This window comes from Mycobacterium sp. SMC-21, from assembly GCF_045310825.1.
In the GTDB taxonomy this organism is placed as follows: domain Bacteria; phylum Actinomycetota; class Actinomycetes; order Mycobacteriales; family Mycobacteriaceae; genus Mycobacterium.
The window spans coordinates 64,843-80,381 of sequence record NZ_JBJIAO010000018.1; the positions used below are offsets into that span (position 1 = coordinate 64,843).

General features: G+C 68.0%; 11 protein-coding genes. 6 read left to right on the forward strand and 5 right to left on the reverse strand.

The window, feature by feature from the left end:
• Positions 1-4 precede the first annotated feature (4 nt).
• Positions 5-2,245, reverse strand: coding sequence for a non-homologous end-joining DNA ligase (gene ligD, locus ACJH6H_RS18015; protein WP_346416122.1), 2,241 nt, complete (start codon positions 2,243-2,245; stop codon positions 5-7).
• A 46-nt stretch (positions 2,246-2,291) separates the two neighbouring features.
• Between ligD and ACJH6H_RS18020 the strand changes: the two genes are divergently transcribed.
• From ACJH6H_RS18020 to ACJH6H_RS18035, 4 genes are all read left to right on the forward strand, one after another.
• On the forward strand, positions 2,292-3,140 hold the full coding sequence (locus ACJH6H_RS18020; RefSeq protein WP_318987163.1) for a Ku protein: 849 nt from the start codon (positions 2,292-2,294) through the stop codon (positions 3,138-3,140).
• 244 nt (positions 3,141-3,384) lie between these two features.
• Positions 3,385-4,176, forward strand: a complete 792-nt coding sequence (locus ACJH6H_RS18025) for an SDR family oxidoreductase (protein WP_318987178.1) — start codon at positions 3,385-3,387, stop codon at positions 4,174-4,176.
• Positions 4,177-4,187: 11 nt separating this feature from the next.
• A complete protein-coding gene (locus tag ACJH6H_RS18030) occupies positions 4,188-5,264 on the forward strand; it encodes a diacylglycerol kinase (RefSeq protein WP_406775478.1) in 1,077 nt (358 codons plus the stop codon).
• 125 nt (positions 5,265-5,389) lie between these two features.
• Positions 5,390-7,057, forward strand: coding sequence for a hypothetical protein (locus ACJH6H_RS18035; protein ID WP_406775479.1), 1,668 nt, complete (start codon positions 5,390-5,392; stop codon positions 7,055-7,057).
• Between the two features lie 68 nt (positions 7,058-7,125).
• Here the strand turns inward: ACJH6H_RS18035 and ACJH6H_RS18040 are convergent, their stop codons facing one another.
• Complete coding sequence (locus tag ACJH6H_RS18040) at positions 7,126-8,013, reverse strand: LysR family transcriptional regulator (protein WP_406775480.1); 888 nt, start codon at positions 8,011-8,013, stop codon at positions 7,126-7,128.
• A gap of 74 nt (positions 8,014-8,087) precedes the next feature.
• On the opposite strand from ACJH6H_RS18040, the gene ACJH6H_RS18045 reads away from it, so the two are divergent.
• Together ACJH6H_RS18045 and ACJH6H_RS18050 are read left to right on the forward strand one after the other, a co-directional pair.
• A complete protein-coding gene (locus tag ACJH6H_RS18045) occupies positions 8,088-10,628 on the forward strand; it encodes an AAA family ATPase (protein WP_406775481.1) in 2,541 nt (846 codons plus the stop codon).
• Positions 10,629-10,701: 73 nt separating this feature from the next.
• Positions 10,702-11,937 (forward strand): Nramp family divalent metal transporter, encoded by a 1,236-nt coding sequence (locus ACJH6H_RS18050; RefSeq protein WP_318987158.1) that lies wholly within the window; start codon positions 10,702-10,704, stop codon positions 11,935-11,937.
• On the opposite strand, the gene ACJH6H_RS18055 is transcribed toward ACJH6H_RS18050, so the two are convergent.
• From ACJH6H_RS18055 to ACJH6H_RS18065, 3 genes are read right to left on the reverse strand one after another with little or no spacing between them, the layout of a single operon-like run.
• Complete coding sequence (locus tag ACJH6H_RS18055; RefSeq protein ID WP_406775496.1) at positions 11,927-13,129, reverse strand: lysine N(6)-hydroxylase/L-ornithine N(5)-oxygenase family protein; 1,203 nt, start codon at positions 13,127-13,129, stop codon at positions 11,927-11,929. The genes ACJH6H_RS18050 and ACJH6H_RS18055 overlap by 11 nt on opposite strands.
• Positions 13,130-13,139: 10 nt before the next feature.
• Complete coding sequence (locus ACJH6H_RS18060; RefSeq protein ID WP_318987157.1) at positions 13,140-13,949, reverse strand: GNAT family N-acyltransferase; 810 nt, start codon at positions 13,947-13,949, stop codon at positions 13,140-13,142.
• A 46-nt stretch (positions 13,950-13,995) separates the two neighbouring features.
• Complete coding sequence (locus ACJH6H_RS18065) at positions 13,996-15,510, reverse strand: MFS transporter (protein ID WP_406775497.1); 1,515 nt, start codon at positions 15,508-15,510, stop codon at positions 13,996-13,998.
• Between the last annotated feature and the right edge of the window lie 29 nt (positions 15,511-15,539).

Here is a 15,539-nt window from a genome sequence, read left to right on the forward strand (position 1 = left end):
CAAATCACTCCCAGGTGACCTCTGCGGGCGTCTTGTCGGGGCGGAGGCCACGCCAGCTGGGCTGGCGCAAGCGGTTGTCCGTGGTGCGCTCGCTGTAGCGCACCTCGCCCACCAGTTCGGGCCGCACGTAGGTCACGCCTTTGGCATCCAGGGTGGAAAGCGGTGCGGTAAAAGGTGATTCGCGCGTCTCGAGCGGCTTGAGTATCGCCTTCAGATCAGCCAGCATCTTGTCGGTGAACCCGGTACCGACGCGGCCGGCGAACTGCAGGCCGTCGCCTTCGGGAACCCCGACCAGCAGCGCCCCGATACCGCTGGTGCGGCCGCCCTCCCCGGCCCGCCAGCCGCCGATCACCACTTCCTGTGTGCGCCAGAACTTGTCCTTCACCCAGGCCTCCGACCGCCCCGGCCGGTACCCCGAATCCCATTTCTTCGCGACCACCCCTTCATAGCCGCGCTCATCGGCGAACTTCAGGGGGTCTTCCGCCGGCAGCAGTGGCGGTACCGTCAGCGCACCGTCAGAGGCCAAGGTCTCCAACAACTTTCGCCGATCCCGGTACTTCGCGCGGGTCAGGTCGCGTCCGTCGAGGGACAGGATGTCGAAACACCAGAATTCGATGTGGCTGCCGGATCCGCGGTTCTGCATGGCCTGGAAGCTCGGCACACCGTCCTGCAACGCCACCACCTCGCCGTCGAGGATCACGTGGTGGTCGGCGAGATCGGCTGCCAACGACTGCAGTTGCGGGAATTCTCCCGTGACGTCACGGCCGCTGCGAGCGGTCAGCCGAATTCGGCCGTGGTCGGCGTCGACCAGGAGCCGGTAGCCGTCCCACTTTCCTTCGAAGGCCCAGTGGTCCGGAGACAGCCGGCCCACCGAGCCGTGCGTGGCCAGCATGGGTTGCAGCCGTTGCTCTTTCATCCGGCGCACCAGCCAGTTCTTACCTTCGGTCTGGATCAGCACGTAGCGCCCGGAGACCCGGCTGCCGTGGAGGTTGACGATGACCTCGCCGTTTTCGCCTGGGTCCCGGAACTTTTCGGTGTCGTAGGTGCCCGAATCCCAGATCGTGACGTGCCCGCCGCCGTATTCGCCCTTGGGGATGTCGCCTTCGAAGGTGGCGTACTCCAGCGGGTGGTCTTCGGTGTGCACCGCCAGGTGGTTGACGGTCGAGGTGTCCGGAAGGTTCTTCGGGACAGCCCAACTGACCAGCACGCCGTCGCGTTCGAGCCGGAAGTCGTAGTGCAGCCGGCGGGCGTGGTGTTCTTGGATGACGAAGCGGTTGTTGAGACCCGATGCGGGCGGGGCCGCGGGCACCGGCTCCGGCGTGCGACCGGGGTCCCGCATGCTGCGGTAGGTGGTGAGCCGGTCGGCCACCGGCGCGTCGCCGTCCATGTCCGCGAGCAGATCGCCGTCGTCGGCCAGGCGGGCCAGCACCTCGTCGAACCGCAGCTGGCGCAACTCGGGATCGTCGAGTTCCTCCCAGGTACGCGGCGCCGCCACCGTCGGCTCGTCGCGGCCGCGCAACGAGTACGGGGCCACCGTCGTCTTGGCCGCGGAGTTCTGGCTCCAGTCCAGAAACACCTTGCCGGCCCGCAGACTGCGGGTCATGGTCGCGGTGACCAGCCCACCCATCGACGATTCGAGTTGCTGGGCAACACGTTTGGCGACAGCCGACGCACCGCGGGAGCTGACGGGCGAGGCCAGCGGCACATACAGGTGTAAACCCTTACTGCCGCTGGTCACCGGATGGGCCTCCAGATCCATGCCGGCGACGAGTTCGCGGACGGCACGCGCCACCTCGCACAACTGCGCCATCGTGACACCCTCGCCCGGATCCAGGTCGAACACGATGCGTGTCGCGGGCCCGGGCGCCGGGGCCTCGCCCGGCCCGCCGCCCCCACCGACAAAGCGCCATTGCGGCACATGCACTTCCAACGACGCCTGTTGGGCGATCCAGGCCAGCCCCTCGGGCGTGTCGATGATCGGATAGACGGTGGTTCCGCTGCGATGCGTGATGGCGCCGCGCTCCAGCCACTCCGGCGCCGACGACGCCAGCTGCTTCTCGAAGAACGGCTGCTGCGCAACACCATTGGGCCACCGTTTACGGGTGACGGGACGGCCCGCGATGTGCGGCAACATCGCGCCGGCGACAGCGAGGTAGTAGTCGAAAACGTCGGCCTTGGTGGTGCCGGTCGCCGGATAGAGCACCTTGTCGGGATTGGTCAGCCGCACCCGTCCGAATTGCTCCACACCTCAAGTATCCAAGCCACGGCGCGATCATGGGCCATACTGGGGTATGCGGTCCATCTGGAAGGGGTCAGTCGCCTTCGGTCTGGTCAATGTGCCGGTGAAGGTGTACAGCGCCACTGAGGATCACGACATCAAGTTTCATCAGGTGCACGCCAAGGACAACGGCCGCATCCGATACAAGCGGGTGTGCGAGGTCTGCGGCGAGGTCGTCGAGTTTCGGGATATCGCCAAGTCTTTCGAATCGGAGGACGGCCAGACCGTCATCATCACCGACGAAGACATCGCCACGCTGCCGGAAGAGCGCAGCCGCGAGATCGAGGTCGTCGAGTTCGTCCCGGCCGAGCAGATCGATCCGCTCATGTACGACCGCAGTTATTTCCTCGAGCCGGACTCGAAGTCCTCGAAGTCGTACGTGCTGCTGGCCCAGACGTTGGCGCAGACCGACCGCGTGGCCATCGTGCATTTCTCGCTGCGTAACAAGACGCGGCTGGCGGCGTTGCGCGTCAAGGATTTCGGCAAGCGCAACGTGATGATCGTGCACACGCTGCTGTGGCCCGACGAGATTCGCGATCCGGATTTCCCGGTGCTGGACAAGGAAGTCGAGATCAAGAAGGCCGAGCTGACGATGGCCGGCCAGGTGGTGGACTCGATGACCGAGGACTTCCAGCCCGAGCAGTTCCACGACACCTACCGCGAGCAGATGGAAGAGCTCATCGAAGCCAAGATCGCGGGCGGCGAGGCGTTCACCACCGAGGAAGCGGCGACCGAGCTGGACGCGACCGAGGACGTCTCCGATCTGCTGGCCAAGCTGGAGGCCAGCGTGAAGTCGCGGAAGTCCACCGCCAAGGCCGGCTCGAAGTCCGGCGCCAAGTCCAGCGCGAAGTCGCGGTCCTGAGCGGTCGGCGGTCTCTCACCGGGGCCGCCCGCGCGTCCTACGACGAACGTGTCGCTTTTGTCTGGTTTCGCCCGCCGATCCGGTCCAAACCCGCACGCTCGCCATAGCACCCCACGTGTACGTATCAGCCGGAGCGGTCAACGCATTCGCAGCAATTGAAACGTGTTCTAGAAATTCGTTCCCGCGGCGTCCCAAACTTGCTAGCGTGCCTAACAACGACCACGACGACGCGAGTGAGGCACACGTGATTCTGGACAGATTCCGGCTCGACGACCAGGTAGCGGTGGTGACCGGCGCGGGCCGCGGCCTCGGCGCGGCCATTGCCGTCGCATTCGCCGAAGCCGGTGCTGACGTGCTGATTGCCGCGCGGACCGAGTCTCAGTTGCACGAGGTCGCCGCGCAGGTCGAGGCCGCCGGCCGCAAGGCGCACGTCATCGCCGCCGACCTCGCCCACCCGGACGAGACCGCCAAGCTCGCCGCCGCGGCGGTCGAGGCGTTCGGCCGACTAGATGTCGTCGTCAACAACGTCGGCGGCACCATGCCCGGGCCGCTGATGTACACCTCGCCGCAGGATCTCAAAGACGCCTTCACCTTCAACGTCGCCACCGCGCACGCACTGACACAGGCGGCGGTCCCGCTGATGCTGGAGCACGCCGGCGGTGGCAGCGTCATCAACATCACCTCGGCCGTCGGCCGGCTGGCGGGCCGCGGATTCGCCGCGTACGGCACGGCCAAGGCGGCACTCGCGCACTACACCAAGCTCGCCGCCATGGACCTGTGCCCGAAGATCCGGGTCAACGGCATCGCGCCCGGTTCGATCCTGACCTCCGCGCTGGACATCGTCGCCTCCAACGAGGCGTTGCGCGACCCCATGGAGAAGGCCACCCCGATGCGCCGCCTCGGCGACCCGGAGGACATCGCGGCCGCCGCGCTGTACCTGGCCTCCCCGGCCGGTGCCTATGTCACCGGCAAGGTGCTGGAGGTCGACGGCGGCCTCACGTTTCCCAACCTTGATCTCCCCATCCCGGACCTGTGAGGAACGTCTGCATGCCCATCAAAGTCGCCGCAGTCGGCACTGGCAACGTCGGCCGCCATGCCCTGACTCAGCTCATCAATGACCCCGCCTACGAACTGACCGGCGTCTGGGTGTCCTCTGCCGCCAAGGCCGGCAAAGACGCCGGAGAGCTTGCCGGACTTGATATTTTGACCGGCGTCACGGCCACCGACGACCTCGACGCCATCTTGGCGAGCAAGCCCGACTGCGTCGTCTACACGGCGATGGCAGACAACCGGCTGCCCGAGGCGCTGGAGGACTACCGCCGCATCCTGGCCGCCGGGATCAACGTCGTCGCCAGTGCGGCGGTGTTCCTGCAGTATCCGTGGCAGGTGCTGCCCGCCGAACTGATCGCGCCGCTCGAAGACGCCGCACAACAAGGCGGTTCGTCGCTGTTTGTGAACGGCATCGACCCGGGCTTCGCCAATGACCTTCTCCCCCTTGCCCTCATGGGCACCTGTCAGAGCGTCGAGCAGGTCCGGTGCATGGAGATCGTCGACTACGCCACCTACGACAGCGCGACGGTGATGTTCGACGTGATGGGCTTCGGCAAGCCCATCGATGAGTTACCGATGCTGCTGCAGCCCGGCGTGCTGAGCCTGGCGTGGGGTTCGGTCGTGCGGCAGTTGGCCGCGGGTCTCGGCATCGAACTCGACGAGGTGACCGAGACGCACACCCGGGTGCCCGCGCCCGAGGACTTCGACATCGCGTCGGGCCACATCCCGGCGGGCACGACGGCAGCCATGCGGTTCGAGGTGCGCGGCATGAAGGACGGCCACCCGGCCGTCGTGCTCGAGCACATCACCCGCCTCCGTGACGATCTCTGCCCCGACTGGCCCCAGCCCGCGCAGGAGGGCGGCTCGTACCGCGTCGAGGTGACCGGCGAGCCGTCGTACGCCCTGGACCTGTGCCTGAGCAGCGGCAAGGGCGACCACAATCACGCCGGACTCGTTGCCACCGCTGCCCGCGTCGTGAACGCGATCCCGGCGGTCGTGGCCGCCGAGCCGGGCATCCGCACGACGCTGGACCTGCCGCTCATCACCGGGAAAGGGCTGTACCGGCGCGTCTGACGCCGTCGAAAATAGAGTCATTCGTCGCTAGCGGGCGACCCACCTCTCGAAGCCAGAATCAGGGCGAACTTACGCGAAAGTCAGTTCGCCGAATGTCCGATTCTGAGCCTTTGAAAGGGCCCGCCATGCACACCGCCGCTCGACCGTTCGCTTCCGTCGGCGTGTCCCTGGCCGGGGCCGCGGCTATCGCCGTCGCCCCGGTCATGGCGCCGACCGTCAGTACCCAGATTCACCACATGGAAGCTCAGATCGAGCGCACCGCGGTACGTCTGACCGCCACCATCAACCCCTTCGAGGCGTACGCGCAGGCGTTCAACAACACCGTCGCCAGCCTGCAGACCATCGTGAGCACGGCACAGACCAACGGGCCGACGCCGATCCTGACCGCGGCCCTCAACAACCAACTCGCCGCGCTGCAGGACCTGCTGAAGCTGGTGTCGTCGCCGGGTTCGGTCAAGGTCGACCCGACTCCGCAGCCGGCCGTGCCGTTCGCACCGGCGCCGCCGCTGTTGAACGCGCTGGGCAGCACCCTCGGCCAGATCGGGACCAATCTGACGACGGCCGTGCCACCGCTGTTGGCGGCCGCCGTCAACGATCTGACGAAGGGCAACGTCGAGGATGCGACGAATCAGCTGCTCCTGGTCGGGTTGAACGCGCTGATCCCGCTGACCAATCTGCTGGCGCCGGCGCTCAACTCCATCGCCTACCCGCTGCAGGGCCTCGTCAGCGCGATCGACAAACTCGGCCCGCTGGGCGTCATCGCCGCCAACCCACTGCAGAACGCGGTCAACGTCCTCAACACCCTGAACCAGGGCTTCGGCGGGCTGCAACCGTCGAACGCCCTCGTCATCGTCGGCGGCCTCCTCGGCCCGCTGATCCAGGCGCCTGCCGCGCTGGGCGCCGCCGTGCAGGACGTCATCGACGCCACGCGCACGGGCGATCTAGGCAAGGTCGCCACCTCGCTGATCTCGATTCCCGCCACCGTCCTCAACGGTGTTCTCAACGGCGGCTACGGCCCGGACCTGTCGACCGTGATCGATACCGGGCTCCCCGGCGTGCCGCTGTACGCGGGCGGGCTGCTGACCTCGTTCGGCATCAACATCGGTGACGGACCACTGGGCTTCACCGTGAATCTGCCCGGTCCGGTGGCCGCGCTGCAGCTGCTGCAGAAGCTGGTTGCGGGTGCGCTCAAGCCGCCGCCGGTCACGACGGCCAAGACGGCGGTGGCCGCCAACGCCGTCCCGGCCACCGATGCGACGACGATCACCCTGCCGGCAGCGAGCACCATGAAGGCGCTGCCCGCCAAGGCGGCAACGGATACCACACAGCCGGCTGACCGGCCCACGACGAAGACCGACACCACGAAGACGGATACCCCGAAGACGGATCCGACGAGCTCGGCGGACACCGCCACGAAACCGGCTGTGACAAAACCGGATTCGTCGACGGGTACCGGCACGGATGGCGGCAAGGACACCGCGACCGACCCCAGCGGCGCGACCAAGCCCGCGGACACCAGCGGCGGCACGTCCGGCAGCAGCGGCACCGGAGGCACCGGTACCGGCAGCGGCAAGACGTCCACCACGGGACCAGGCAAGGGCGCTGACCACGCCTCAGGTGGGGACTCCTCATCCGGCGCCGACGGCGGCGACACCAAGGCCGGCACCAAGGGCAGCACCAAGGGCGAAACGAAGACCGAAACCAAGCCGGCCAAGACCGGAACCAAGAAGCCCGCCAAGGCATCCCACGATGCCGGGCACAGCAAGGAGAGCAAGGGCACGCACGCCAAGTAGCAGTCGAATGTTGGCTTGTGGTCGAGGATCTCGACGATCGTCGACCACAAGCCGACACTCCCGACGAGCTAGCCTGGCGCCGCCTGGATCAGCATGTCGGCCAGGGCGGCGGTGGCCGGCGTCAAGCGGTCCCTGGGCTGCGAGGCCAGATAGACCTGCCACCTGACAGATTGCCGCAATTCGATGGCGCGCAGATCGTCGAACTGTGCGCATTCCGACGCGGGCATGAAGGTGGTCCCGAGCCCCTGGCGAACCAGTTCACCGATGACGGAGAAGCCGGCAGGAATCACATGGACGGGACGCGATTGGACGCCTGCGGCCAGAAAAGCGTTGTCCAGCAAGGACCGGAAGCCCCAGTCGGGTGGGAACCCGATCAGGTCCTCCCCCGCCAGTTCGAGCAGACCGGCCACGTTCTGGGCTGCCATCGGGTGATCGTCGCGGCACACGAACACCATCGGTTCCTCGAACATCAGCCGCATCTCGAGCTGTGGCGGGAATCGGTTGGGCACCGAGACCAGCGCCAGGTCCAACGAGCCGTCGACGAGTGCCGAGAGGTATGCCGAGGCGCCAGATTGATTGAGTTGCAATCGAAGTCGTACAAAGGGGTGCTCTCGATGGAACTCTCCGAGCACCTGGGCGACATTCATCGGCCCGTAGGAGATCAATGACCCGAATTCGACGCTGCCCATCAGCCGGCCGCGACTGGACGCGACCGATTCGGCGGCTGAGCCCGCGACGCGCAACAGTTCGTGCGCCTCGGCGAGAAATCGTTCGCCGGCGACCGTGAGTTCGATCTGCTGACGGGAGCGATCGAACAACTGCACACCGAGCTCACGTTCCAGCTTCGCGATCGATGTCGAGACGGCGGACTGCACGACGTGGACGCGGCGTGCCGCGCGGGTGAAGCTGCGCTCGATGGCGACCGCCACGAAGTGCTCCACCTGCCGTAACTCCACGCGCCAGATTATCTACGGCGTAGATGGAAGTTATCAATATCTGTCGTTAGACGTGCTGACCGATCGGATGTCTCATGGTGCGTGTGAATACCGCGTCGACGCGGCTGATCGGCCGCGACGCGGAACTCGCGGTCCTGCGGAACGCCATCGCCACACCACCGCACGGGCAGGTGATCGTCATCTCCGGGGCCTTGGGCTCAGGCAAGACGTCCCTGCTCACGATCGCCCAGCAACAAGCAGCCGCGTCGCGTCATCGCGTCCTCGGGATCGCCGGATTACCCGGAGAGACCGGCACTCCGCTGGGCGGCCTGCACCGGCTACTGCGGGCGTTGAACGGCGCCGAGGCCAACCCCTACGGGCGTGCCGACATCATCGAGACCCTTTTCAGCACACCGCTGTTCGGCGATCAGATCCACACCGCGCGACTGGCCACGGCGCTGCTCGAACTCTTGGACGCGGTGCCGCGGCAACAGCCGGTCCTGGTCACTGTCGACGACGCGCATTGGCTCGATGACCAATCCCGCAGCGTCCTCTTGTTCGCCGCCCGACGCAGTGCCGGCCGCCCGGTCACCGTGGCGCTGACCTTGCCCGACACCGTCGCGGCAACGGGTCTGGCAGGCCGATCCGCCGTCGAAATCCCGCTCAAACCAATGAATCTCGATCAGTCGCTCAGGCTGTTGGAGGCGCAACCCACACCGCCGAGCGGAGTCCTTCGCGAGCAGATCGTGAAGCAATCCGCGGGTAATGCCGCCGCGATCATCCACTTTTCCAGTGCGACCGCCGGCCCGGCGGCCATGGCGGGCCAGGCCCCGGACCCCCTGCCCCTGCCGATCAACGTGCAAGCCATCTACGCGCAGCATCTGGCGCATCTGCCCGCGGCCACGCGTGCGGCGCTCGTCGTCGTCGCCGCGGCGTCTGCCGCAGATCTGCGCGTGCTGCCCCCGGGCGCGCTGGCCGACCCGGCTGCCCTGGCGCCGGCGGAGACCGCGGGCATCATGCGGATCGAGGCGGCGCGCATCAGCCCCGTCAACCCGCTCATCCGCTCCGCGGCCTACTACGGGGCGCCACTGGCCGCCCGGCAGGACGCACATCGACTCCTGGCCGATGCACTGCATGCGTTGCCGCAGCGCCAGACCTGGCACCGCGCCCATGCGGCGTCAGCCACCACGCACAGTCCGCATGACCGGATTCGCGCACTGACCGCCCACGGGATGGCGACGATGTGGAACGACGGCCAGGCCGCTGCCGCGACGCTGCTGGCCGCAGCCGACGAAGCGCTCCAACTGGAACCCGCGCTGGCCTGGGAACCGCTACGCGTGGCGGCCGCCGCGGCATTCCTATCCGGCGACCCGGCCGTCTATCAAGTCACAGCGAAAACGCTTCAGCGACTTGATGACTCGATACCGGCGGCCACAAGGAGCTCATCGACATCACGGCTGTGGGTCCGGGCGGTGACCGACGCCCCGCGCGCACGCGCCGAGTTGGCGTCTTTCAGAACCCGGCCGATCGACGGATTCGGAGTGCTGGATTTGAGCCTGATCGGGCTCGCCGCCGGAGTCACCGACGAGTCGGAGCTCGGCATCCGGACACTACGTGCCGCCCAATCCCTGATGACGCAACATGATTCAACGACGGGGCACGCCCTCACGACGGCGATGCTGGCGTGGTCGTGCGTCGACACCGGGCGCTGGGACGAGGCGCTTCGCATCACGGGCCACTTGCACACGCTCGGGGCCGTCAGCGATCAGCCGTTGGTCGCCGCCACCGGGGACCTGATCAGAGCAACGGTCACCGCGCGGCGCGGCGACACCACGTCCGCGCGAAATCAGCTGACCGCTGCCCTCGACGTGCTGGATTTCCACGACAACCGCCTGCACTCGGCGCGGGCACATCACATCCTGGGGCAGATCAATCTCGTCGACGGCAACGACCTCGGGGCCTACGGCCATCTGGCCGAGTTGTTCAGCGATTCCGGCGCACCGCTGCACCCGCACGTTTCCTTCCGCGCTCTCGTCGACTACGCCGAAGCAGCCATGCGGACGGGCATGGTCGACGACGCGCGGCGCCGATTCAGCGCGGCACTGACCCATCTCTCACCACCGCACTCCGCCCGCGTCGACCAGTTGGTGAACCACGCCTCGGCCCTCCTCGGCGTCGGCGACACGGGCGACACCCTCGCCCGGACGCTGGCCGACGCCGCAGGTGAGCAGTGGCCGTTCGAACGCGCGCGGTTGCGGCTCAGCTACTCGGGCTGGCTCCGGCGCAGTCGACGACGTAAGGAAGCGCGCCGGCACATCTCCGCTGCACTGGCGACGTTCGAAACGCTCGGCGCCAGACCGTGGCTGGAAATCTGTGCCCGGGAGCTGCGCGCTTCCGGCGTTCCGACGACGGCACCTGCGACGCCGTCCACCGGACGGTTGAGTCCCCAGGAGCATCAGGTTGTCTATCTGGCCGGACGCGGTTTGACGAACCCGCAGATCGCGGCCCGGCTTCAACTCTCGACGCGTACCGTCTCCGGGTACCTCTACCGCTCATTTCCGAAGCTGGGCGTGACCAGCCGGCATCAGATCCGCGACATCCCGCCGCCACCCGACGGGCGCCCGACGGCCGGCTGACCGGGTTTCCACAATCCCCAGATTTCGGCTAACCTAACTTTTCTATTCGCAAACCCGGATAGAGAGTGAGTGCATGCTGACCGAGACCCGCGCACCGTCGCGCTCGTCGCGCCCGACCTGGTCCCTGTTGGGTCCCGCGTTCGTCGCTGCCATCGCCTACGTGGACCCGGGCAACGTCGCGGCCAACATCAGCGCAGGCGCGAAGTTCGGGTTCCTGCTGGTGTGGGTCATCCTGCTGGCCAACGTCATGGCCGGCCTGGTGCAGTACCTGTCCGCCAAGCTGGGCCTGACGACCGGCCGGTCCCTGCCGGAGCTGGTCGCCGAGAACTGCCGCACGCCCACCCGGCTCGCATTCTGGGTGCAGGCCGAAATGGTGGCCGTGGCAACCGATCTCGCCGAAGTGGTGGGCGGCGCCATCGCGCTGCAACTGTTGTTCGGCCTGCCCATGCTGGCGGGCGGCGTGATCACCGGCGTGGTCTCGATGTGCCTGCTGTCGGTGCAGAACCGGGGCAGCCAGCGCGCGTTCGAACGGATCATCGCGGGGCTGCTGATGATCATCACCATCGGCTTCCTCACCAGCCTGATCGTCGACCCACCGGCGCCCGGCGCCGTGCTCGGCGGCGTCGTGCCGCACTTCGCCGGACCCGAGAGCCTCCTGCTGGCCACCGCGATCCTGGGTGCGACGGTCATGCCGCACGTGGTCTACCTGCACTCCGGCCTGGCTCGCGACCGGCACGGCAAGCCCGAGACCGGCGCTCCGCTGCGCCACATGCTGCGCGTCACCCGCTTCGACGTCGGCCTGGCGATGGTGGTCGCGGGCGCGGTGAACCTGTCGATGCTGCTGGTCGCGGCGACGCATCTGCAGGGGGTGGCAGGCACCGACACCATCGCGGGTGCGCACGCCGCCGTCGGCAATGCCCTGGGCCCCGCGGTCGCGCTGTGTTTCGCGGTCGGTCTGTTGGCTTCGGGCCTGGCGTCCTCATCGGTCGGTGCGTACGCCGGAGCCATGATCATGCAGGGCCTGCTCAATCGGTCGTATCCACTCTTGCTGCGCCGGGCCGTCACGGTCATTCCGGCGTTGGTCGTGCTGGCCGTCGGCTTCGACCCGACGCGCGCGCTGGTCATCTCGCAGGTGGTGCTGTCGTTCGGCATCCCGTTCGCGCTCATCCCGTTGGTCCGCCTGACCAGCAACCGCGCCGTGATGGGCGAGAACATCAACCACCGCCTCGTCACGACACTGGGATGGGCTGTGGCCGTGCTGATCTCGGCCCTCAATGTGGTGCTGATCTACCTGACCGTCACGGGCTGATCGCCGCCGCGATCTCGCCGCTGCGAACTGCCACGTTCGACAGCAGCGTCGCGCCGAGCCCGTGGCTGTGTTCGACGGTCGCGCCGTTGAGGTAGATGTCCCCGGGCGCGCCCGGCCGGGCCACCAGCTTGTAGTCCCGGGTCGCCAAGGGACGGCCCCGCTCATCGAACTCGTAGCAGGACGCCAGCTCGCCCAGGAACGCCGGCACATCCATCGGCGCGTAGCCGGTCGCGTACACCACGGCATCGCAGCGCACGGTCTCGGTCGTGTTGTCGATGCGATTGCGCAGGCCCAGCCGGACCTCCGCGTCGTCTTCGTCGGCGCCGGTGACGCTGCAGGCCCGGTGCAGGAACAACCGGCGGTCCCCGCTCACGCGTTCGCTGTACTCGCGTTCATACAGTTCCGCGATGAGGTCGACGTCGACGGCCGAGTAGTTGGCCGACCGGTGGTAGTCGAGCAGCCGCTGACGTTCCACGCCGTCCGCGCCGTAGAACTCGTCGACTGCGGCGGGATCGAAGATGCGGTTCACGAAGGCACTGTCGTCGGCGAGGCTGTACCCGTACCGCCCGAACACCGCGTGCACCTCGGCGCGCGGGTAGGTGCGGTGCAGGTAGGAAACCACCTCGGCGGCGCTCTGCCCCGCGCCCACCACGGCGAACCGGCCACGCTCCACCGGACCGAGAGCAGCCACCCCACTGAGCAATTGGTGGCTGTGCCACTGGCGCAGGCTCGAGCGCGTGCCCGGGGGCAGCACCGGGTGCAGGCCCGTGCCCAGCACCAGGGTGCGCGCCGAGATGACCTCGTCGGGTTCCAGATGCACCGCGAATCCCGCGTCCCCTGCCGTCACGCCGACCACGCGGCGGCCGTAGCGCACGTCGGCGGCGAACTGATCCGCGGCCCACTGCAGGTAGTCGTGGAATTCGTGCCGGCTGGGAAAGACGTCATGGCGGCCGATGAAGTCGACGAGCCTGCCCCGATCACTCAGGTAGTTGACGAACGTGAACGCGCTCTGCGGATTGCGCAGCGTCGCCAGGTCTTTGAGGAACGGAATCTGCATCCGGGTGCCGGGCAGCAGCATGTCGCGGTGCCAGCCGAACCGCTGCTGGGCGTCGACGAATCGGCCGCGCACGCCACGCTCGGCGAGGGCCACGGCCAGCGCCAGATTCGACGGTCCGAACCCGACGCCCAGCATGTCGGGGTTCTCAGGTCTGGACATGGTTGCGGGTGAGCCGGGCCAGGTAGAGCTGGTGCACCATGTCCCGATTGATGAGCACCACGAAGTCGGCCATGTCGAATTCCGGGTCGTACGACGGTTCCCCGCAGATCACGCCGCCGATCCGCAGGCTGCCGGCCACCATCGGCGGAATCCGCACCCGACCGGGATCAGGCAGCTCGGCGAGAGGTATTCCGTTGACCTGCACCGGATTTCGTGGAGTCACGCGAAACTCCGGCGGCGCCGGATGCTGCCGGTACGCCCGGTCGAGAACGCCGCGCACCAGCGCACCACGCGAACCGCCGTCCGCCATGCGCACCGAGAGGCTGCCGATCGCCCACTGGTAGCCGGTGAGTTCCTGGTAGCGCAAGATGCCGGCCCACAGCATCGCCATTACCGCGCCACTGCGATGGTCGGGATGCACGCTGGCCCGGCCCAACTCGACCAGCGACGGCCGCAACGCGTCGATGCCCGCACCGAGCTCGAAGTTGGTGTCGGTGAAGATGCCGCCGGCCGCCCGCGCGCCGTCCGGGGGCAGTAACCGATAGCAGCCGACGATCGCCCCGGTCTGTTCGTCCCGGGCCAGCAGGTGATCGCTGTAGGCGTCGAAGCGGTCGATGTCGATCATCTCGCCGGTGCGCGGTCCGCGGATCGCTTGTGGCAGTGCGGCCCCCAGCTCTTCGGCGAACGTCTGGTACCGCAGGCGCTGCGCCGCTTCGATCTCATCGGGGTCGTCGGAGATGACGATGCTGTAGCGGCCGGAATCGGTCGCTGGGATGAGAACAGCAGCGCCGAACATAAGATTCGAAACTATCCGCATTGCGGCGCGGCCGTAGCAACTTCGGCTAATCCACAGACTCTGCACGGATTGTTTGCCGGGTGCCCGTCCGGATGAGCAGCGCCACGAACAGCGTGGCCGTGGTGGCGGCGAGCGCGGCAGCGGTCAACGCGGACTCCAGGCCGGCGGCACCGGCTTCCCGTGCGAGCGTCGCGAGCGCGGGACGCAGCCTGTCGGGCACGGCCTCGAGCGCCCGCAACCCGGCGCCGGCCGCCAACCCGTCACTGAGCTGCCGGCGCGCTTCGGCGCCGAGTCCCGGTACTGCGGAAAGCCGCGACGTGGCGAGGTCGCCCGCGTGTCGGCTGAACAAGGCTCCGAGCCCGGCCACGCCGGCCAGAATCCCGACCTGCCGCGCCGTGCTGACCGTCCCCGTCGCCATCCCGGCGTCGGCGACCGGCACGAAGCGCAGCGCCGCGTCCGACGTCAACGCGGACAGCCCGCCGAGTCCCAGCCCGGCCACGACCGACCCCGAGACGAAGTGCGTCCACGTCGTGTTCGCGTTTACTGCGGTCATCATCCACATACCCGCGGCAATCAATGCGACGCCGGCCGGGATGGTGGCGGCCACCGGTATCCGCCGCGCCGCGACCATCGCCATCGGGGCACCCAGGACGATGGCCAGCGTCAGCGGCAGCGAGCGCAACCCGGCCCCAAAGGGACTGAACCCCAACGTGTTCATGAAGTACAACGCCAGGTAGTTCGTCGACGCGATCAGCGTCCCGGTCGCGGCGAACGCGGCCAGGGAGACACCCGCGAAACCGGGTCCGGCGAGCAGCCGCACGTCGAGCATCGGCTCGGCCAGGCGGGACTCGCGTAGCCCGAAGGCGGCCAGCGCGACGACACAGAAAGCACTCAGTCCCAACATGATCGGGCTGCCCCAGCCGAAGTGGTTGCCCTCGATCAGCACGTACACGCCCGCGAACAGCGCCGCTGTCAGCACCACCGTGCCCCAGATGTCGACCGGACGGGACCGCGGGACGACGCTTTCGGGGACAGCGAAGATGACGATGTACAGCGCGACCACGCCGACCGGCAGGTTGATCAGAAAGATCGACGGCCACCCGTACGCGGTGACGAGCGCACCGCCCAGCAGCGGCCCGACGGCACCGCCCGCCCCCATCGCCGCGCCGTACGCCGCGATGGCGCCCGCCCGCTGCCGCGCATCGGGGAACGCGGCCGCGAGCATCGGCAACGACACCCCGAGCAGCACCGCGCCGGCCGCGCCCTGCACCGCCCGCAGCCCGTTGAGCGCATCGATGTTGCGGGCGAGCGCGCACCCGGCCGACGCGAACATGAACACCACGAGGCCACCGAGGTACAACCGCCGCCGTCCCAGCCGGTCCCCCACCGTCGCCGCAGTGAGCAGCAATCCGGCCATCGGCAGGGCGTACGCGTCGACCACCCACTGCAATCCGGACAGCGGCGCGTGCAGGGCAGCCTGCATGTCGGCCAGCGCCGCGGCGACGATCGTCATGTCGAGCAGCAGCATGAACACCACCACGCAGACCGCGGTCAGTGTCAGTCTGGGGCGCACACCTGCAGTTTGCACCG